The sequence below is a fragment of the Streptomyces sp. NPDC097640 genome, from assembly GCF_040302705.1.
Taxonomy (GTDB): domain Bacteria; phylum Actinomycetota; class Actinomycetes; order Streptomycetales; family Streptomycetaceae; genus Streptomyces.
On the sequence record NZ_JBEOSB010000029.1, the window covers coordinates 129,406 to 148,840 of the forward strand.

The window sequence follows — 19,435 nt, forward strand, 5'->3', positions numbered from 1 at the left end:
TGGGGGGAGTGCGCGAGTTGGCGGGGCCGGTGCTCAGGCCTTGGCGCGGAGGACATCGATGTTGCCGTACCGGGTGCGGGCGCGGACCTCGACGGTGTCCTCGGCCTTCTCCGGGCTCTCGGAGGCGGTGAGCGTGTTGCGCACCTGCCCGGAGCCGGAGCTGGCGTCGATCCAGGCGGCCGTGCCCTCGCGGATGCCGACCTCGATGGAGCCGAAGGAGGTCTCCAACTGGACGGTGCCACGGGCCACGTCGGCGACGCGCAGGGTGCCGTGGGCGGTGGTGGCGACGACCGAGCCCTCGGCGCGCGCGATGTCGATGGCGCCGTGGGCGCCGCTCACCCGCAGGTCGCCGCTCGCGGCCCCGACGGTCGTGGAACCGTGCGAGTTCTTCAGGACGGCGGAGCCGTCGACGAAGCCGACGCGCACGCTGCCGGTGCTGGTGGTGATCTCGGCCATGCCCTCGATCCGGTCGACGGTGATCGAGCCGTGGGAGGCGGTCAGCTTCAGTGGCCCGGTGGTGTCGAGGCGGACGTCACCGGCCGAGGTCTTCACCCGGGCCTCGCCGAGCCGGCCCTCGCCGAGCACCTGGGCCCAGGCACCGGTCATGTCGATGCGTGAGCCCGTGGGCAGTTCGACCGTCACATCGACGACGCCGGGGCGGCGAAGCGAACTGCGGTGCTTGGGGGTCCTGACGGTCAGGGTGCCGCTCGCGTACGTGACCTCGGCCTGCTCGGCGGCGCGCACGTCCCGGTCCTTCTTCGGGTCGCGGGGCTGCACCTCGACGACGGTGTCGATGCGGTCGCTCGCGGTGAAGCGGATCGAGCCGGCCTCCACGTGGGCGGTGACGGAGATCGCTTCGGGAGTGTCGAAAGAAGGCATGGCTGTCCCGTCCTCTTGGGTCTTGGTGGCGTCCCTGCTGGTGGGACGTGGTGTGTGAGTGAAGTGGTGCGGGCGGGCGGGCGGCGCGGCTAGCGCACCCAGCCCGTGAAGCTCTGTCCGACGCTGTGGGTCTTCGTCGTCGTACGGGGCCGGGTGCCGCCGTCGACCGCGGCCGACACGGCCCGCACCAGCCACGCGTTGACCGACAGGCCCTCGCGGCTCGCGGCCTCCTCGGCGCGGGCCTTGAGGTGGGCCGGCAGCCGCAGATTGACGCGGGCGGTGCCACCCTCGTCACCGTCGGCCGGGGCCGGGGGGCTGAGCGGTTCGGCGGGCGCGGTCGGCTCCGCGGGGACGCTGCTTTCGGCGGGCGGCAGTGTCACCACGAAGTCGGGGTCCAGCCCGCGCAGCCGTACGTCGACCGAGCCGGGGGCGAGCTCGCGGGTGATCTCGTCCACCGCGGCGGAGAGCACGTTGAGCATGGTCAGCCGGGTCGCCGACTCCAGGGGGGCGGTGAGCCGCTCGGCCAGCTCGCGGGCGTCCTCCCCGCCGGCTTCGGCGGCCACCGCGAGTTCGCGGCGGAGGGTGTCGACATACGGGGTGAGGTCCATGACGTCATCATGGCATCACTGTGGCGCCACATGCAAGGCCCGGTGATGCCTGGCGTGGGGTGGATTCGAGGAAGGCTGCCTTGAACTGCGGAAACGTGGCAGGTGGAGGCCTGGGCCATGGTGGCGCCATGCGCGCTCATGTGCTTTGAGGGGCCTGGAATGGCGCCGCTTGGCGCCGCTTGGCGCTGCTTGGCACCGCTTGGCTCCGGATGGCGTCAAGCGGTGCCACCTGGTGTCATGTGGCGCCATGTGATGTCCCGACCCGGTCGATGACCGTGTTCGAGGACGAGCGGCAGGCCCGCGCGGTCACCCCGCCCGCCGTCGGCTGGACGACACCCGGCGTCGCCATCGAGTCCGTCGAGTTCCGCCGCGTGGCCGTCGCCGTCCCCTGACGGCGACGGGCCCGTCACCTGAGTCGGCGTGTCGCCGTCCCGTTCGGGGTCAGGTGAGCGTCTCGCCGCCGTCGACGGTGATGACCTGGCCGGTGACGTAGTTGTTGGCCATGAGGAAGAGGGCCGAGGCCGCGGCTTCTTCGGCGGTGCCGAAGCGGCCGAGGGGTGCGGTCGATCCGGCGGCGGCGATCGCGTCGTCGGAGTCCAGCCCCGGCAGCGAGCGCAGGAGCGGGGTGTCGATCCGGCCGAAGCGGACGGTGTTCACACGCAGCCGTGCGGGGGCGAGCTCCACGGCGAGGGCCTTGGTGAGGGTCTCCACGGCACCGCCGACCGACAGCGGGGCGGTCATTCCGGGCATGGGGCGGACCACGAGGATCCCCGAGCTGAATGTGAGCGAGCCTCCCGCGGGAAGCCGGGTCGCTGCCGCGCGGGCGGCTGCGAAGGCCGGCCAGAGGCGGGAGTTGAAGGTGGTGCGGATGTCGTCCGCCGACAGCCCGGTCAGGGGGCCGGCGCCGCTGAGGCCGCCCGCGGTGAGGAGTGCGTGGTCGACGTGGCCCGCCCTGTCGAAGGCCTCGGCAAGGGTCCGCTCGTCGCCGCCGTCGCCGGTCACGCCCAGTACGGCGTCGTCGGGGTCCTCGGCGGGGTCCTCGGCCGGGCTCGCGCTGCGCACCCGGGCGACGGCGGCCCCGAGTCGGTCGGGGTCGCGGCCGATCAGTACGACGCGGGCGCCGACCGAACGCAGCAGGACGCCCGCGGCCAGCCCGATGCCCGAGCTTCCGCCGATGAGGACGGCGGTGGTGCCGGAGAGGGCGCTCGGCAGGGGCGAGCGAACGGGGATGGGAGTCGGAGTGTTCAAGGAAGGGCCTTCCGTCGGTCGAATAAACCATCTGGTTGTTTTATTGCTGGGGTCGATACTGCTGCCTGGGCGGAGGGCAGTCAACCGGATGGTTTAATTCGCTCATGGCCTATGACGCGGAGGACACCAGACGGCGGATCTTCGACGCCGCTGCCGCCGAGTTCGCTGAGCACGGCCTGGCGGGGGCCAGGGTCGACCGGATCGCGACGGTCGCCAGGGCCAACAAGCAGGCCATCTACCTGTACTACGGGGGCAAGGAGAAGCTGTTCGCCGCCATCCTGCGGGCGAAGCTCGAGGAGGTCCACGTCTGCGTCGCCGTCGATCCCGACGCGGTGGGCGAGTCGGTCGGGCAGCTCTTCGACTGGTACCAGGAACACCCGGAGCTGATCAGGCTGCTGCTGTGGGAGGCGCTGGAGGCGTCCGGCGAACCCGATGAGAGCGAGCGGGAGCGCCGTGACGGTTTCCGCGAGAAGGCTTGCCGGCTCGTGGACGGAGGCATGGCCCGCCACCTTCCGGAGGCCACACGCGTTCGCGCCGCGCAGGACCTGCTGTTCACCTTCATGGGACTGATCGCCTGGAACTTCGCGGTGCCCAGGATGTGCCGCATGATCCTGGACGAGGAGACCGACCAGGCCGCCCTTGCCCGCCGCCGCGAGACGGTGATCGAGGCCGCTCGCGCACTCGCCACCGCCGCTGGACGCCGCCACGGCGAGGTTTCGGAGTAACGGAACTCAGCCGAACCCACCCCCTGCGATGAGCCGACGGCGATGTCACCGAGGCGCGCAGCGGGCGGCCCGTTCCAGGAGGAGTTGGCGTTCGCGAGCGTTGTGGGTCTGGGTGGCCGCTCGCTCGAACTCGGCGCGGGCTTCCGCCGGGCGGCCCAGGCGTTCCAGGAGGTCGCCGCGGACGCTGGGGAGCAGGTGGTAGTCCTTCAGGGCCGGGTCCTCGGTGAGGGCGTCGACGATGTCGAGGGCGGCCGCGGGGCCCTGGGACATGGCGACGGCGACGGCGCGGTTGAGCTCGATGACGGGGGAGGGGGTCAGGGTCATCAGCCGGCCGTACAGGGTGGCGATCGTGGTCCAGTCGGTGTCCTCGTAGCGGACCGCCTGCGCGTGGCAGGCGGCGATGGCGGCCTGGAGGGAGTACGGGCCGTGGCCGGCGCGGTGGAGGGACTCGACGCCGCGGCGGATGAGGAGCCGGTTCCACTTGGCGCGGTTCTGGTCGGCGAGGAGGACGGGCTCGCCGTCGGGGCCGGTGCGGGCCGGGATGCGGGAGGCCTGGAACTCCAGGAGCGCGGCCAGGCCGTGCACCTCGGGTTCCTTGGGCATCAGGCCGGCCAGGACGCGGGCGAGGCGGAGGGCGTCCTCGCACAGGGCGGGGCGGACCAGGTCGTCGCCGGCGGTGGCGGCGTAGCCCTCGTTGAAGACGAGGTAGATGACTTCGAGGACGGAGGCGAGGCGGGCGGCCCGGTCGTCGCCGTACGGGACCTCGAAGGGGACGTCGGCCTTGGCGAGCGTGCGTTTGGCGCGGACGATGCGCTGGGCGACCGTCGGCTCGGGGGCGAGGAAGGCGCGGGCGATCTCCTGGGTGGTCAGCCCGCCCAGCAGCCGCAGGGTGAGCGCGACCCGGGCCCCGGTCGGCAGCACGGGGTGGCAGGCGGTGAAGATCAGCCGCAGCAGGTCGTCGTCGATGTCCTCGGCGGGGTCCTCGGAGTACTCGGGTGGGGAGGCGTCCGTGAGGGTCCGGCCGACCTCGGCCAGCTTGCGCGCGTAGGTCTCCTTGCGGCGTACGAGGTCGATCGCGCGGTGCTTGGCGGTGGCCATGAGCCAGGCGCCCGGCTTGTCCGGGACGCCCGACTCCGGCCACTGCTCCAGCGCGGCGACCAGAGCGTCCTGCGCGAGCTCCTCGGCCAGCCCCACGTCCCGCACGATGCGGGTGACGCCGGCGATGATCCGCGCGGACTCGATTCTGAAGACCGCCTCGATCGCCTGGACCGCTTGGTCCGCCTGGTCCGCTTCAGAGCTTGCTCCCGTCACGTCCACCCATCAGAGCAGCCGCGCCAGATCGGGGCAAGCTCGGCCGGTCAGCCCTCGGCGATCTCGCGGACCTCGGCGGTGATGGTCCAGTAGTCCTCGTGGGTCTGGAGGAACCGCTTGGTCCACTCCAGCGCCTCGGCCTTGTCCTTGGCCTGGACGATCGAGTAGCCGCCGATGACCTCCTTGCTCTCGGTGAAAGGCCCGTCGGTGTAGCTGAGCTTGCCGCCGGACCAGGTCACCCGGGTGCCCTCGGAGGTCGGGGTGAGCCCGGCCGTGTCCAGCATCACCCCGGCCTTGGTGATCTCCTCCAGCAGCGCGCCCATGCGCTCCATGAGCTCGGGGCTGGGGCCCTCGGCGGGGGCGTTCTTCTCGTCGACGCGGATCAGGGTCATGAAGCGCGGCATGGTGACTCCTTGGTTCTTTGTTTCCTGCTTTCACCCTTGCGTCGAACGGGAGACGGCCGGATCGACAGCTCCGGCAAAAAATCTTCGGAGAGTTTTCCGCCCCGTGCGGCCACGTGCGCTCAGGCGCACGATGGGAGGGAGGTCGGCAGGGAAGTGGATGAGTACTGGTCGCACACCACCCCGTCATCCCGTGCGCCGCACCCGCAGGGCGGGGCGGGGCGCCGGGAGCGAGCGCACCGATCGGATGCTGCGGACGCTGCTGCGCCGCCGCAAGGAGCCGCTGTCCCTCTCGGATGTCACGGTCGTGGACCGGCCGCGGCTGCGCCGGGCGGTCGCCGCCACGGCGGTCGGCAACACCATGGAGTGGTTCGACTTCGGCGTCTACGCGTATGTCGCGGTCACCCTCGGCAAGGTCTTCTTCCCGTCCAGCTCACCGGCGACGCAGGTGGTGTCGACCTTCGCCACCTTCGCGGTCGCGTTCCTCGTGCGCCCGCTGGGCGGGCTGGTCTTCGGGCCGCTGGGGGACCGGATCGGGCGGCGGCGGGTGCTCTCGACCACCATGATCATGATGGCGATCGGCACCTTCGCGGTGGGGCTGCTGCCCAGTTACGCGTCCGTCGGCATCGCGGCCCCGCTGCTGTTGCTGGCGTGCCGGGTGGTGCAGGGGTTTTCGACCGGGGGCGAGTACGCGGGGGCGACCACGTATATCGCCGAGTTCGCCCCGGACCGGCGCCGGGGCTTCCTGGGGAGCTGGCTGGACTTCGGGACGTTCGTCGGCTATTCGCTGGGGTCCGGTGTGGTGACGGTGCTGACCGCGGTCCTCGGCGACCGGGGGATGGTGGACTGGGGCTGGCGGCTGCCGTTCCTGATCGCGGGGCCGCTGGGGCTGATCGGGCTGTATATGCGGCTGCGGCTGGAGGAGACCCCGGCGTTCCAGCGGGAGGCGAGGCGGGCGGCCGAGGCGGTCGGCGCCGGGCGCGCGGGCGTGGATCCGGTGGAGGAGGCGCGCCAGTCCGGCAGGGGCAGGCTGAAGGAGATCTTCACCCGGCACTGGCAGGCCGTGCTGATCTGCATGGGGCTGGTGCTGCTCTACAACGTCACCAACTACATGGTGACGTCCTACCTGCCGACGTATATGACCTCCACCCTCGGCCAGGACGCCACCACGGCCCAGGTGCTGGTGCTGGGCACCATGATCCTCGTCGCGCTGACGATCACCATCGTGGGCCGCTCCTCCGACCGCTGGGGGCGCCGGCCGATGTTCATGGCCGGCAGCGTGGCGATGATCGCGCTCGCGCTCCCGGCGGTGCTGCTGATCCAGGCGGGCGGAATCCTGATGCCCGCCGTGGGCTGTGTGATTCTGGGGCTGCTGCTGGTGGTCTTCGCGGGGACCAGCGCGGCCACGCTGCCCGCGCTGTTTCCGACCCGCCTGCGCTACGGCGCCCTGTCGATCGCGTTCAACATCTCGGTGTCGCTGTTCGGCGGCACCACCCCGCTGGTCGCCTCCTGGCTGGTCGCCACGACCGGCGACACCCTGGTGCCGGCGTACTACCTGATGGCCGCGGGCGCCGTCGGCCTGATCTCCACGGTCTTCCTGCACGAGACGGCGGGCAGGCCGCTGCGCGGCTCCGGGCCCATGGTGGAGACCGTCGACGAGGCCCGGAGGCTGGTGGCCCTGAGCCGGGCCCGGGCGGGGCGGCGGGCGCGGGATGTGTGGATCAGACTGCGGCACCCGTGGGCGGCGGTGCAGCACCACCGGGACGGGGACGAGGGGCGGTGAGTTCGGTCCGTCCGACGCGTGCGGGTGCGGGGTTCCGAGGCGCACGATGGAAGTACGGCACAGGAGGTAACGCCATGTTGGAAGTCAAGACGATCGATAAGCCCGACGAGCGGCGCGACTTTCCCCGGGGTCACATCGAGGCCCTGCATCTGACCGGCCTGGATTTCGCCGTCGCCACCTTTGAGCCCGGCTGGCGCTGGAGGGAGTCGGTCCGGCCCATCGTCGGGACGGACACCTGCGAGGTGCCGCACCGAGGGATCATGACCCAGGGGCGGATACGCGTCCGGATGGACGACGGGGCGGAGTCCGAGATCGGACCCGGCGATGTCTATGTCGTCCCGGCGGGGCATGAAGCGTGGGTGGTCGGTGACGAACCGGCCGTGTTGTACGACGTCGCCGGCGAGATGGCCACCGACTACGCGAAGGCCAAGGGTTCGAGCTGAGTGGCGATGGGGGACAGGGGCGTCGCCGGGCGAGACCCGGCGGCGTCTCGCGTGCTCAGGCCCGGCCCAGCGCCCTGGTGAGCGTGATCTCGATCAGCACCCGGTCCGGGTTGGGCGAGGGGGTGCGCTCGTAGCGCTCGGCGTAGCGGCGCACCGCGTCCTCGATGAGCTCGGCCTCGGTACGGATCACCGCCCGGCCCTCGAGCGTCGCCCACCGCTTCCCGGCGAACTGGCAGACGGCGACGGGCGCGCCGGAGGGGCCGGCCGCCTGGACGTGGGCGACCTTGCGGCTGTGCTTGTTGGCGATGACCCGAGCGATTCCGGCCGCCGGGTCGTATGTGACACCGACGGGGACCACATGCGGCGTGCCGTCGGGGCGCGGTGTGGTCAGGGTGCACACATGGCGCTCACTCCAGAAAGCGAGGTAGGCGGGGTCGGGGTCGCGGGGGTCGAGAGCCATGGTGGCCAATCTATCGGCCAGGGCGTTCCCTCTCTCGACCGCCCACACTTGAGTGGAATAGACTCAACTTTACGGATGTTGGGCACGGCAGGGATTGAGTGCCATCAGCACGATGAGGAGGAGCACGGGGACGTGGACGCCGAGCTGACCAACAAGAGCCGGGCGGCGGTGAGCGCCGCCAATGACCGCGCCGTCTCCGCGGGGCACGCGGACCTGACGCCCGCGCATCTGCTCCTGGCCCTGGTGCAGGGCCAGGACAACGAGAACCTGATGGATCTGCTGGCCGCCGTGGACACCGACGCGGCCGCGGTGCGCGACGGCACCGAGCGGCTGCTGGCCGGGCTGGCCAGCGTGCGCGGGTCGACGGTCGCCCCGCCGCAGCCCAACCGGGAGCTGCTGGCGGTGCTGGCGGACGCCGGGCAGCGCGCCAAGGACCTGGGCGACGACTACGTCTCCACCGAACACCTGCTGATCGGCATCGCCGCCAAGGGCGGCCGGGCCGGCGAGCTGCTGGCCGAGCAGGGCGCGACCGCCAAGAAGCTGCTCGCCGCGTTCGAGAAGGCCAGGGGCGGGCAGCGGGTGACCAACCCGGACCCGGAGGGCACGTACAAGGCCCTGGAGAAGTTCGGCACCGACTTCACGGCCGCCGCCCGCGACGGCAAGCTCGACCCGGTCATCGGCCGGGACCAGGAGATCCGCCGTGTCGTCCAGGTTCTGTCGCGGCGCACCAAGAACAACCCGGTGCTGATCGGCGAGCCCGGCGTCGGCAAGACGGCCGTCGTCGAGGGCCTGGCCCAGCGGATCGTGAAGGGCGATGTGCCCGAGAGCCTGCGGAACAAGCGGCTGGTGGCGCTGGACCTGGGCGCGATGGTCGCGGGCGCCAAGTACCGCGGCGAGTTCGAGGAGCGGCTGAAGACCGTCCTAGCCGAGATCAAGTCCAGCGACGGGCAGATCATCACCTTCATCGACGAGCTGCACACCGTCGTCGGCGCGGGCGCCGGCGGCGACTCGGCGATGGACGCGGGCAACATGCTCAAGCCGATGCTCGCCCGCGGCGAGCTGCGCATGGTCGGCGCCACCACCCTCGACGAGTACCGCGAGCGGATCGAGAAGGACGCCGCGCTGGAGCGCCGCTTCCAGCAGGTGCTGGTCGCCGAGCCGACCGTCGAGGACACCGTCGCCATCCTGCGCGGGCTCAAGGGCCGCTACGAGGCGCACCACAAGGTGCAGATCGCCGACGGCGCGCTGGTCGCCGCCGCCACCCTGTCCGACCGCTACATCACCTCCCGCTTCCTCCCCGACAAGGCCATCGACCTGGTCGACGAGGCCGCCTCCCGGCTGCGCATGGAGATCGACTCCTCGCCCGTCGAGATCGACGAGCTCCAGCGCTCGGTCGACCGGATGAAGATGGAGGAGATGGCGCTCGCCCGGGAGACCGACGAGGCCAGCAGGCAGCGGCTGGAGAAGCTGCGCCGCGACCTCGCCGACAAGGAGGAGGAGCTGCGCGGGCTGACCGCGCGCTGGGAGAAGGAGAAGCAGGGCCTCAACCGGGTCGGCGAGCTGAAGGAGACCCTCGACGAGCTGCGCGGACAGGCCGAGCGTGCCCAGCGGGACGGGGACTTCGACTCCGCGTCCAAGCTGCTGTACGGGGAGATCCCCGCGGTCGAGCGCGAGCTGGAGGAGGCCTCCGCGGCCGAGGCCGAGGTCCAGGGGGGCCGCGGCACGATGGTCAAGGAGGAGGTCGGCCCGGACGACGTGGCCGATGTGGTCGGCTCCTGGACCGGGATCCCCGCCGGGCGGCTGCTGGAGGGCGAGACCCAGAAACTGCTGCGCATGGAGGACGAGCTCGGCCGGCGGCTGATCGGCCAGACCGAGGCCGTACGGGCCGTGTCCGACGCGGTGCGCCGCACCCGGGCCGGGATCGCCGACCCCGACCGGCCGACCGGGTCGTTCCTCTTCCTCGGCCCGACCGGCGTCGGCAAGACCGAGCTGGCCAAGGCGCTCGCCGACTTCCTCTTCGACGACGAGCGGGCCATGGTCCGCATCGACATGAGCGAGTACGGCGAGAAGCACAGCGTCGCCCGGCTGGTCGGCGCGCCCCCCGGCTACGTCGGCTACGAGGAGGGCGGCCAGCTGACCGAGGCGGTGCGCCGCCGCCCGTACAGCGTGGTGCTGCTGGACGAGGTCGAGAAGGCCCACCCCGAGGTCTTCGACGTGCTGCTCCAGGTCCTGGACGACGGGCGGCTCACCGACGGCCAGGGGCGGACGGTGGACTTCCGGAACGCCATCCTGATCCTCACCTCCAACCTCGGCAGCCAGTACCTGGTGGACCCGCTGCTCAGCGAGGAGGAGAAGAAGCAGAGCGTGCTGGAGACCGTGCGGGTCTCCTTCAAGCCGGAGTTCCTGAACCGGCTGGACGACCTGGTGGTGTTCACCGCGCTCGGCCAGAGCGAGCTGGCCCGCATCGCCGAGCTCCAGATCGACCGGCTCGCCGAGCGCCTGGCCGAGCGGCAGCTGAAGCTGGACGTCACCCCGGCCGCGCTGGCCTGGCTCGCGGAGGAGGGCAACGACCCGGCGTACGGGGCGCGGCCGCTGCGCCGCCTGGTCCAGACGGCGATCGGCGACCGGCTGGCCAAGGAGATCCTGGCGGGCGAGGTCCGGGACGGCGACACGGTCCGGGTGGACCGGGTCGGCGACGACCTGCTGGTCGGCCCGGCCCAGTAGGCGCGTCGGACAGCCTGAAAGCGGCCCGGCGGGGGCCCGTGGCACCGGCGCCACGGGCCCCCGCCGGGGCTTTTCGATGAACGGATGCCGTAACCAGTACGTCCGGGCTTGCACGGTGGGGGCGGGTGTGAGGGAGGATGGCGGTATCCAGACGAAGGGAAATCCACGGTGAGCATCGACCCGTCCTCGATTCCGAATTTCGGGGGCCAGCCCGAGCCGCAACCGACGGGTCCGACGGGCCCCGTGCTGCCCGACCAGGACCTGGTCAAGCAGCTGCTGGAGCAGATGGAGCTGAAGTACGTCGTCGACGAGGAGGGGGACCTCGCCGCGCCGTGGGAGCAGTTCCGCACCTACTTCATGTTCCGTGGTGAGGAGGAGCAGCAGGTCTTCTCGGTCCGGACGTTCTACGACCGGCCGCACGAGATCGACGAGAAGCCGCGGCTGCTCGAGGCGATCGACGACTGGAACCGCCGCACGCTGTGGCCGAAGGTCTACAGCCACACCAACGACGACGGCACGGTCCGGTTGATCGGCGAGGCGCAGATGCTGATCGGCACCGGCGTCAGCCTGGAGCACTTCGTGTCCAGCACGGTCAGCTGGGTGCGGGCCTCGATCGAGTTCGACAAGTGGCTGGTCGAGCAGCTGGGCCTGGAGGCCGACATCGAGTCCGACGGCGACGAGAAGCCGGGCGACGACGAGGCCTGACGGCCGCCGCCCCACGGCCCCGCCCGGGGGTGGGCACTCGTGTGCTCACAGGGGGGCGTGGGCCACGGTCAGCAGATACGTCCCATAGACGAGGGAGAGCCCGGCCAGCGCGCCACCGGTCAGCACGGCGGCGCGCGGCCGGGCTCTCGCCATGGCCAGCGCCACCGGCAGCAGCAGCGGGAAGGCGGGCAGCAGAAAGCGCGGCTTGGAGGCGAAGTAGTTGCTGCCCCCGAGGGTGATGGCGACCAGCACCAGCGTGTAGACCAGCAGCGAGAGCGGCGGCCGGTCCACCGCGAGCAGCGCGAGCAGCAGCAGTGACACGCTCAGGATCACCAGCGCCACGAAGTACGCGAACGACGCCTTGCCGATGAGCAGGTACCGGATGAACCGGAGGGCGTTCGCGCCGAAGTCGAACCGGGACCCCCACTCGTCCTGGACGGCGAAGTAGCCGCGCCAGCTGCCGCGCCGGTAGCCCACCCAGGCCAGATAACCGAGCCAGCCCAGCGGCGAGAGCGCCGCGCCCGCCCACGCCCGCCAGGACCCCTGTGCGCCCCGGCCTCGGTCCCGGCCTCGGTCCCGGCCCCGGCTTTGCCACAGCTCGGCGGCGGCGCAGCAGCAGACCGCCGCCGCGACGGCGATGCCGTTCGGCCGGGAGGCCCCGGCCAGCAGGGCCAGCGACCCCGCCCACACCCAGCGCCGGGTCAGCACCGCGTACAGCGACCAGGCGGCCAGCGCGGTCAGCAGCGGCTCGGTGTACGCCATGGACTGCACGATCGCGTGCGGCAGCAGCCCCCACAGCACCACCAGCACCGTGGCCACGCGCCGCCCGTGCAGCCGCTCCCCGATGGCATAGATCCCCCAGGCCGCCGCGCCCGACGCCACCCAGGCGACCAGCAGCCCGGCGGTCACCGCCGTGATGGGCAGCACGGTGGTGAGGGTCCGCATGAGCATCGGGAACAGCGGGAAGAAGGCCATGTCGCTGAAGGTGACGCCGTGCTTGGCGGGGTCCGGCGGCAGGGCGCTGTTGTAGCCGTGCCGGACGATGTCCACGTACCAGACGCTGTCCCACGAGTAGCCGAGCAGCGTCCGCGGGTGCTTGCCGACCCACCCGGCCCAGACCACCGTGCACACCAGCCCGGCCAGCCGGCTCGCGGCGTACAGCCCGAGCGCGGGCCCGGCCCGGCGCAGCGACGCGCGCAGCCGGTGCGCGGTGCGTCGCTGCTCAGGGGGTTGTGCGGGCGGCTCCGGGGCCCGTATGGGCGCGCTGGTGTCGGCTGACACGGGGCACCTCCGGAGGGGTACACACGGCGGTCGCGTGCCGAGCCCCGGGAATGCGGCGGGGCTCGGCACACACTGACCATGCGCCCTCCCGCGCCCCGCCGCGACCGGGGTGACCCGTACGGGGGGCGTGGCTTCAGGCCGCGAGGGTTTTGAGGCGGGTCGCGGCCTCTTCCAGGACGCTGTCGCGCTTGCAGAAGGCGAAGCGGACGAAGGGGGCGCCCTGGTCCTGGTGGTCGTAGAAGACGGCGTTCGGGATGGCGACGACGCCGCAGCGCTCGGGGAGGGCGCGGCAGAAGGCGAAGCCGTCGGTCTCGCCGAGGGGGCGGATGTCGGTGGTGATGAAGTACGTGCCCGAGGGGCGGAAGACCCTGAAGCCCGCGTCGGCGAGGCCGCCGGCCAGCAGATCGCGCTTGGCCAGCAGGTCCTCGCGGATGCCGTGGAAGTAGCTGTCCGGCAGCCGCAGGGCCTCGGCGACCGCGTACTGGAAGGGGCCGGAGGAGACGTAGGTGAGGAACTGCTTGGCGGAGCGGACCGCCGCGACCAGCTCCGGCGAGCCGGTGATCCAGCCGACCTTCCACCCCGTGAAGGAGAAGGTCTTGCCCGCCGAGCTGATGGTGACGGTGCGCTCGCGCATGCCGGGGAAGGAGGCGAGCGGGGTGTGCTCGGTGCCGAAGACCAGGTGCTCGTAGACCTCGTCCGTCACCACCAGCAGATCGCGCTCGACCGCGAGCTCGGCGACCGCGGCGAGCTCGGCGCGGCTGAGCACGGTGCCGGTGGGGTTGTGCGGGGTGTTGAGGAGGATGAGCCGGGTGCGGTCGGTGACCGCGGCGCGCAGCTCGTCCAGGTCGAGCCGGAAGGCGGGGAGGGGCCCGGTGACGTCCGGGCGGAGCGTGACCGGGACGCGGGTGCCACCGGCCATCGCGATGCAGGCGGCGTACGAGTCGTAGTACGGCTCGAGGGCGATCACCTCGTCGCCCGGCTCCACCAGCGCGAGCAGCGTGGCGGCGATCGCCTCGGTGGCGCCCGCGGTGACCAGCACCTCGCTGTCCGGGTCGTAGGACAGCCCGTACCACCGCTGTTGGTGCTCGGTGATGGCGGTGCGCAGCTCGGGGACGCCCGGCCCGGGCGGGTACTGGTTGCCGTGGCCGTCGCGCAGCGCGCGGACCGCGGCCTCCCGTACCTCTTCGGGGCCGTCGCTGTCGGGGAAGCCCTGGCCGAGGTTGATCGAGCCGGTGCGCACGGCCAGCGCCGACATCTCGGCGAAGATCGTGGTGCGGAATTCGGCCAGGCGGCGATTGAGCAGCGGTCGTCCCATGGGGGCCATCCTGCGCCTAACCTCTGGAGTTCCTCAACTCCGCTTTGACACTCCGGCTGGCCGGGCATCGTTCATGACAGGTAGGGACCGGTGACCTGATACGGGGAGTACGGGGGAGAGTACGGGGGATACCGGACACCGGACCGGACACGGGGGACACGGGGGAATGGAAGGGAGTGAGGTCCGATGACCTTCATGGTCGTCCTGATCGTGGTGGCGTTCGCCGTCGCGGTGCTGGCCGCGCTCGGCACCGCGCGGACCCGGCGGGCCCGGGCCTGGGGCAGCTCGGCGTACGGCGGCGGGGCCGACGACAGCAGCTGGTGGGCCGGGAGTGACGGGGGCGGGGGACACGGACACGGACACGGGGGACACGGGGGACACGGGGGACACAGCGGAGGACATCACCACTCGTGCGCAGGCAGCGGGTCGTCGTGTGGGGGCGGCTCGTCGAGCGGCGGCGGTGGTGGCTGCGGAGGGAGCAGCTGACTCACGGGGGGTCAGCTTCTCCATCCGCCTGTGCGCCCGGCGTGCCAACGCACGCCGGGCGCACATATGTTGGGCGCCAGTGCCTATTGAACACATGAACTGATAGGCGCCCGCAGGGGTGGAAACCTGGCGAAGATGGGTAAAAACGATGTGCTGCCCGCTCATTCCATGATTCCGTGTACCACCGACCCCACGGACCCCGCGTGGGCACGCTTCGGCGCATCCGAACGCGCCCGGCTCACGGCGGGGCGGGCCGGCCGATCTCTTCCCCCTGCGCTGTCTGCGGAGCCGACCCATGCTCACGACCCTCAAAACTGCCTATACCGACACCCGCGCCGACGACCTCGCCTGGAGCCTGGGGCGGGAACCGCTGCCGGCCCTGGCCGTGCTCGATCTGCGGCTGCGTGAGTTCTCCGTGCAGTTGAGGCTGCTCGGCGCCTCCCACCAAGTTCTCCTGGAGGGCGAGGGGGGCTCCTGCTCGGAGACCGTGGCCTGTATGTCGGGCAACAGCACCCCGCTCCCGATGGGCGTCTCCACGCTGGTCGACGGCCGTGAGTACGAATTCGCGGCGCGCGTCGAGGAGTTGTCGCGCGACGCGTTCGCGGGGCGCGCGCAGGAGCTGCTCGCGCTGGTCGCGGACCATCCCCACGGGCTGGCCGGCACCTTTCCCGGCAGCCCGCACGCGTTCACGGCGATGGTCGCGCAGTGGCGGGACGGGAAGGTGGGCTGGCGGACCTGGCACGCCTATCCGCAGGAGGGGCGGCTGGTGGCGACGCGTACGTGCATGGGGGTGCGGGTGGCGGCGGCGCTCTGACGCCCGACCCTCGAACCGGGCCTCGCCCTGAGCCTCGCCCTGAAAAGAGGGGCTTTAGGCACGGATGAGCGGCGGCCATTGCCTCCGTGTGGGTGACAAAGCGTGAGTGGTGTGTGACGTAGCGTGCCCTTCGTGATCGATTCGTCGGTGCCCGCCACCCCGAGCGCGCCACCCCTCCCCGAGCCCGAGCGCCCGGCGCGGCTGCCCGTGCCGCCCGGGCTCGGCCGCTTCCTCGTGCTCGGCACCGTCTTCGTCTGCGCCGCCTGCGGGCTGGTCTACGAGCTCGAACTGGTCGCCCTCGCCTCCTATCTGATGGGCGATTCGGTCACCCAGGCGTCCGTCGTGCTGTCCGTCATGGTCTTCGCCATGGGCCTCGGCTCGCTGCTGGCCAAGCGGCTGCGCTGCCGCGCCGCCGTCGGCTTCGGCGCGATCGAGTCGGTGCTCGCGCTGGTGGGCGGCTGCTCGGCGATGGCGCTGTACGCGTGCTTCGTCTGGTCCGGGCAGTCGCGCGCCGCGCTCGTCGGCTTCTCGCTGGCGATCGGGGTGCTGATCGGCGCCGAGGTGCCGCTGCTGATGACCCTCATCCAGCGGGTGCGGCGGCAGGACGCGGGCGGCGCGGTGGCCGACCTGTTCGCGGCGGACTACGTGGGCGCGCTGGTCGGCGGGCTGGCGTTCCCCTTTCTGCTGCTGCCCGCGCTCGGCCAGCTCACCGGCGCGCTGCTGACCGGCGCGGTCAACGCGGTCGCGGGCGGGGCGCTGGTGCTGTGGCTGTTCCGCCGCGATCTGAGCGCGCGGGCGCGGTGGACGCTGATCGTGGCCAATGTGGTGGTGCTCGCCCTGCTGGCCGCCGCCGCGGCGCTCACCCCCGCCTTCGAGCGGGCCACCCGGCGGGCCGTGTACGGGCCGGACATACGGGTCGCGGTGCGGACCGGCGTCCAGGAGATCGTGCTGACCGGCGGCGGGGCGGACGGGCGGCCGCTGTCCCTCTTCCTCGACGGCCGGCTGCGGGTCAGCGGGCGCGACGAGCTCCGCTACCACGAGGGGCTGGTCCACCCGGCGATGGCCGGGCCGCACCGGCGTGTGTTGGTGCTCGGCGGCGGCGACGGGCTCGCGGCGCGCGAGGTGCTGCGGTACGGCGGGGTCCGCTCGGTCACCGTGGTCGAACTCGATCCGGAGGTGGTGCGCCTGGCCCGCACCGACCCGGGGCTGACCTCCCTGAACGCGCACGCCTACCGCGATCCGCGGGTGCGGGTGGTGACCGCCGACGCGTTCGGCTGGCTGCGCGGGGCGGGAGGTCCCTACGGCTCGGCCGACGGCCCCGGCTCGCCTGGCTCGTCCGGCTCGCCTGGTGTGTCAGGAGCGTACGACGTGGTGATCTGCGATCTGCCCGACCCCGGCGTCACCCCCAGCACCAAGCTCTACTCCCAGGAGTTCTACGGGCTGGCCGAGCGCGTGCTGACGCCCGGCGGGCGGCTCGCGGTGCACGCGGGAACGCTCAGCGCCGACCCGAGGGCCTACTGGACGGTCGAGGCGACGGTGCGCTCCGTCGGCCTGCGGACCGCGCCGTACACGGTCGGCGGGCGGCCGCCGGGCGGCGACTGGGGCTTTGTGCTGGCCGGGCGCGCCCCGGTCCGGCCGGCCCTGCCCGATCGCGGTCCGCGCCCGCGGACCCTGACGCCGGACGCGCTGCGCGCGGGTGTACGGGAGGCGGCCCGGCAGCGGCAGCCGGGGCTGCCCGCCTCGACGCTGACGCACCCGCGGTACGCGCCGTGACCCCGCCGCCCGGAATTCACGCGGGTGCGCGGTGAAAGTCGCGCGGGAACGGGTCTCACGGGAGGCGCGATGGGTAGTGTCTTGAGCTATGGAGCATGAGGTGTTCGTTCCGTTTCCCGTCGACACCGTCCGGCTGGCGCTCACGGAGTCCGACCGAGTCGCCCGCTGCGTTCCCGGGCTCCAGCAGGACGCCGACGAAACGGCCGGCCCGCTCGCCGGGCGGCTCCGACTGCGGATCGGCGGCTCGACCATCACCTACCGCGGCTCGCTGCGGATCGCGGCGCGCGGCGGTGACTTCGAGGCGCAGGGCGAGGGGACGGAGGCGCGCGGCGGCGGCTCGGTGAAGCTCGCACTGACCGTGGGCCTGAAGGCCGTGGCCGGAGGGACCGTGCTGATCTGCTCCGGGGCCGTGCGCAGCGAGGGGCGGCTCGCGGAGTTCGACGAGGAGGCGGCCGCCACGGTGGGCCGCCGGATGCTGGACCGCTTCGGCGCGGCGCTGGCCGCGGGCCTGGAGAGCGACCCGGTCGTCACGCTCGACGACGTCGAGGAGGTGGCCGTCGATGATGTCGGGGATCTCGACGACATCGATGACGTCGACGACATCGCCGATGTCGAGGACATCGAAGACATCGAGGACGTGGCCGAGGTCGGCGACCTCAGCGACCTCGACGAGCTGGGCGACCTCGGCGACGAGCCCCCTGCCGAGGCCGCACACGCCCGCCGCACGATGATCGGCCGCTCCACGGAGGAGGTCGACCACGCCCCGCCGCGCGGCCGCTACGCCCCGGTGCCCGCGCCCGATACCGTGTCCTCCGGTATCGCACTGCGCTGGGCCGCGCCCGCCGCCGCGGTGGTGATCGCCTCCGCCGTCGTGGTCAGCCGGGTGCTGCGCCGCAGAAAGTGAGCGCCGCGGAAAGTGAGCGCCGAGGCAAGCGCCGCGGAAGGTGATCGCCGCGGAAGGTGAGCGAGGCGTGCGCGGGCGCATAAAGTCGGGGGCGTGACCACCGAAGAGAGAACGGATACCCGCGGCGTACGGCTGAGCGCCGGGGACGTCGAGCTGATCGTCGCGCCCGACAGCGGCTGCCGCGTCGGCTCATTGCGCATCGGCGGTACGGAGCTGCTGCGGCAGGGCCCGAAGTTCGGGTCGTTCCCGATGGTGCCCTGGTGCGGCCGGGTCGAACACGGACAGTTCCGTAACGGCGGCCGGAGCCATCAACTGCCCGTGAACGCGCCGCCGCACGCGATCCACGGCACGGGGCGGGACACCGCCTGGCGCACGGTGAGCGCCGACTCCGCCACCGCGGCCTTCACCTACGACCTCGCCGACCCGTGGCCGTACCGCGGGCGGGTCACCCAGACCTTCCAGCTGACCCCGGACTCCCTGACGACCACGATGAGCGTGGAGACCGAGGACGAGTCCTTCCCTGCGCAGGCGGGCTGGCACCCGTGGTTCCTGCGCGACCTCGGGGATGGTGCTGCCGCGGAGATCTCCTTCCAGCCCGACTGGCAGGAGGAGCGCGGCGAGAACCACCTGCCCACCGGCCGCCGGATCGACCCCCGCCCCGGCCCCTGGGACGACTGCTTCGGCATGTCGCAGGGCGTGGACGTCACGCTCACCTGGCCCGGCCGGCTGGAGCTCAAGGTCGCCAGCCGCACCGAGTGGGTCGTCGTCTACGACGAGCAGGCGGAGGCCGTCTGCGTGGAGCCGCAGTCCGGCCCGCCCAACGGGCTGAACACCCTCCCGCGCCTGGTCACCCCCATCGACCCGCTGGAGATCGCCATGACCTGGAGCTGGCGACGGCTCGGGTGAGGCGCCGGCGGGACAGCGGTCTAGGCTCGTGGCCATGAGCGATGCGCGTGACGCCCTGCTACAGCAGATCAAGGACAAGGCCGTGGTCCACGGCAAGGTGACCCTCTCCTCCGGGCTGGAGGCCGACTACTACATCGACCTGCGCCGGATCACCCTGGACTCCGAGGCGGCGCCGCTGGTCGGCCAGGTCATGCTCGACGCCACGGCCGACCTGGACTTCGACGCGGTGGGCGGGCTCACGCTCGGCGCCGACCCGGTGGCCGCGTCCATGCTCCATGTCGCCGCCGCGCGGGGCCGCAGGCTCGACGCCTTCGTCGTGCGCAAGGCCCAGAAGACCCATGGCATGCAGCGCCGGATCGAGGGCCCGGACATCAAGGGCCGCCGGGTGCTGGTGGTCGAGGACACCTCCACCACGGGCGGCTCGCCGCTCACCGCCGTCGAGGCGGCGCGTGAGGCGGGCGCGGAGGTCGTGGCGGTCGCGACGATCGTCGAGCGCGGGGCCGCGCCGGCGATCGCGGAGGCGGGGCTGCGCTATCTGCACGCCTACTCGCTGGCCGACCTCGACCTCGGCTGAGGCGCGCTTGCGGGCGGCCGCGTTGGACACTTGATGACGGGGGGTGGTGGTTTCACGTGAAACCACCACCCCCCCACCGAGACAAACAAAAAAAG

20 protein-coding genes are annotated in these 19,435 nt (G+C 72.2%); 12 read left to right on the top strand and 8 right to left on the bottom strand.

Annotation, left to right across the window (positions count from 1 at the left end):
* Positions 1–33 precede the first annotated feature (33 nt).
* Positions 34–879 (bottom strand): DUF4097 family beta strand repeat-containing protein, encoded by an 846-nt coding sequence (locus ABTY62_RS36440; RefSeq protein WP_352133696.1) that lies wholly within the window; start codon positions 877–879, stop codon positions 34–36.
* Between the two features lie 89 nt (positions 880–968).
* Entirely contained in the window at positions 969–1,487 is a 519-nt protein-coding gene (locus ABTY62_RS36445; protein WP_352133697.1) for a hypothetical protein, read from the bottom strand.
* A 269-nt stretch (positions 1,488–1,756) separates the two neighbouring features.
* Between ABTY62_RS36445 and ABTY62_RS36450 the strand changes: the two genes are divergently transcribed.
* Positions 1,757–1,879 (top strand): hypothetical protein, encoded by a 123-nt coding sequence (locus tag ABTY62_RS36450; RefSeq protein ID WP_352133698.1) that lies wholly within the window; start codon positions 1,757–1,759, stop codon positions 1,877–1,879.
* Between the two features lie 49 nt (positions 1,880–1,928).
* On the opposite strand, the gene ABTY62_RS36455 is transcribed toward ABTY62_RS36450, so the two are convergent.
* Entirely contained in the window at positions 1,929–2,735 is an 807-nt protein-coding gene (locus tag ABTY62_RS36455) for an SDR family oxidoreductase (protein WP_352133699.1), read from the bottom strand.
* 104 nt (positions 2,736–2,839) lie between these two features.
* On the opposite strand from ABTY62_RS36455, the gene ABTY62_RS36460 reads away from it, so the two are divergent.
* Positions 2,840–3,460 (top strand): TetR/AcrR family transcriptional regulator, encoded by a 621-nt coding sequence (locus ABTY62_RS36460; RefSeq protein ID WP_352133700.1) that lies wholly within the window; start codon positions 2,840–2,842, stop codon positions 3,458–3,460.
* A gap of 45 nt (positions 3,461–3,505) precedes the next feature.
* Here the strand turns inward: ABTY62_RS36460 and ABTY62_RS36465 are convergent, their stop codons facing one another.
* Complete coding sequence (locus ABTY62_RS36465; RefSeq protein ID WP_352133701.1) at positions 3,506–4,771, bottom strand: RNA polymerase sigma factor; 1,266 nt, start codon at positions 4,769–4,771, stop codon at positions 3,506–3,508.
* 47 nt (positions 4,772–4,818) lie between these two features.
* Positions 4,819–5,175: a YciI family protein gene (locus ABTY62_RS36470; RefSeq protein ID WP_311729162.1), complete on the bottom strand. Its 357-nt coding sequence runs from the start codon at positions 5,173–5,175 to the stop codon at positions 4,819–4,821.
* Between the two features lie 244 nt (positions 5,176–5,419).
* On the opposite strand from ABTY62_RS36470, the gene proP reads away from it, so the two are divergent.
* A complete protein-coding gene (gene proP / locus ABTY62_RS36475; protein WP_352133720.1) occupies positions 5,420–6,955 on the top strand; it encodes a glycine betaine/L-proline transporter ProP in 1,536 nt (511 codons plus the stop codon).
* A 74-nt stretch (positions 6,956–7,029) separates the two neighbouring features.
* On the top strand, positions 7,030–7,398 hold the full coding sequence (locus tag ABTY62_RS36480; RefSeq protein ID WP_352133702.1) for a cupin domain-containing protein: 369 nt from the start codon (positions 7,030–7,032) through the stop codon (positions 7,396–7,398).
* A gap of 55 nt (positions 7,399–7,453) precedes the next feature.
* Here the strand turns inward: ABTY62_RS36480 and ABTY62_RS36485 are convergent, their stop codons facing one another.
* The gene (locus tag ABTY62_RS36485) at positions 7,454–7,858 is read right to left on the bottom strand and encodes a pyridoxamine 5'-phosphate oxidase family protein (protein WP_352133703.1); all 405 of its coding nucleotides are present in this window, start codon (positions 7,856–7,858) and stop codon (positions 7,454–7,456) included.
* Positions 7,859–7,990: 132 nt separating this feature from the next.
* Between ABTY62_RS36485 and clpB the strand changes: the two genes are divergently transcribed.
* Positions 7,991–10,582 (top strand): ATP-dependent chaperone ClpB, encoded by a 2,592-nt coding sequence (clpB, locus tag ABTY62_RS36490; protein ID WP_352133704.1) that lies wholly within the window; start codon positions 7,991–7,993, stop codon positions 10,580–10,582.
* 168 nt (positions 10,583–10,750) lie between these two features.
* Entirely contained in the window at positions 10,751–11,287 is a 537-nt protein-coding gene (locus tag ABTY62_RS36495) for a YbjN domain-containing protein (RefSeq protein WP_311729158.1), read from the top strand.
* 45 nt (positions 11,288–11,332) lie between these two features.
* Here the strand turns inward: ABTY62_RS36495 and ABTY62_RS36500 are convergent, their stop codons facing one another.
* Together ABTY62_RS36500 and ABTY62_RS36505 are read right to left on the bottom strand one after the other, a co-directional pair.
* Entirely contained in the window at positions 11,333–12,568 is a 1,236-nt protein-coding gene (locus ABTY62_RS36500; protein WP_352133705.1) for a putative hexosyltransferase, read from the bottom strand.
* Between the two features lie 133 nt (positions 12,569–12,701).
* On the bottom strand, positions 12,702–13,892 hold the full coding sequence (locus ABTY62_RS36505) for a pyridoxal phosphate-dependent aminotransferase (protein ID WP_352133706.1): 1,191 nt from the start codon (positions 13,890–13,892) through the stop codon (positions 12,702–12,704).
* A 177-nt stretch (positions 13,893–14,069) separates the two neighbouring features.
* Here ABTY62_RS36505 and ABTY62_RS36510 point away from each other — a divergent pair, with 177 nt between their 5' ends.
* From ABTY62_RS36510 to pyrE, 6 genes are all read left to right on the top strand, one after another.
* Positions 14,070–14,369 (top strand): hypothetical protein, encoded by a 300-nt coding sequence (locus tag ABTY62_RS36510; protein ID WP_352133707.1) that lies wholly within the window; start codon positions 14,070–14,072, stop codon positions 14,367–14,369.
* A gap of 295 nt (positions 14,370–14,664) precedes the next feature.
* Positions 14,665–15,183, top strand: coding sequence for a DUF2617 family protein (locus tag ABTY62_RS36515; protein WP_352133708.1), 519 nt, complete (start codon positions 14,665–14,667; stop codon positions 15,181–15,183).
* Positions 15,184–15,315: 132 nt separating this feature from the next.
* A complete protein-coding gene (locus tag ABTY62_RS36520) occupies positions 15,316–16,956 on the top strand; it encodes a polyamine aminopropyltransferase (RefSeq protein WP_352133709.1) in 1,641 nt (546 codons plus the stop codon).
* Positions 16,957–17,044: 88 nt separating this feature from the next.
* Positions 17,045–17,860 carry an SRPBCC domain-containing protein gene (locus ABTY62_RS36525; protein WP_352133710.1) on the top strand — a complete coding sequence of 272 codons (816 nt, stop codon included), beginning with the start codon at positions 17,045–17,047 and terminating at the stop codon, positions 17,858–17,860.
* Between the two features lie 93 nt (positions 17,861–17,953).
* Positions 17,954–18,766 carry an aldose epimerase family protein gene (locus ABTY62_RS36530; protein WP_352133711.1) on the top strand — a complete coding sequence of 271 codons (813 nt, stop codon included), beginning with the start codon at positions 17,954–17,956 and terminating at the stop codon, positions 18,764–18,766.
* Between the two features lie 34 nt (positions 18,767–18,800).
* A complete protein-coding gene (gene pyrE, locus ABTY62_RS36535) occupies positions 18,801–19,340 on the top strand; it encodes an orotate phosphoribosyltransferase (RefSeq protein WP_311729150.1) in 540 nt (179 codons plus the stop codon).
* Positions 19,341–19,435: the final 95 nt, after the last annotated feature.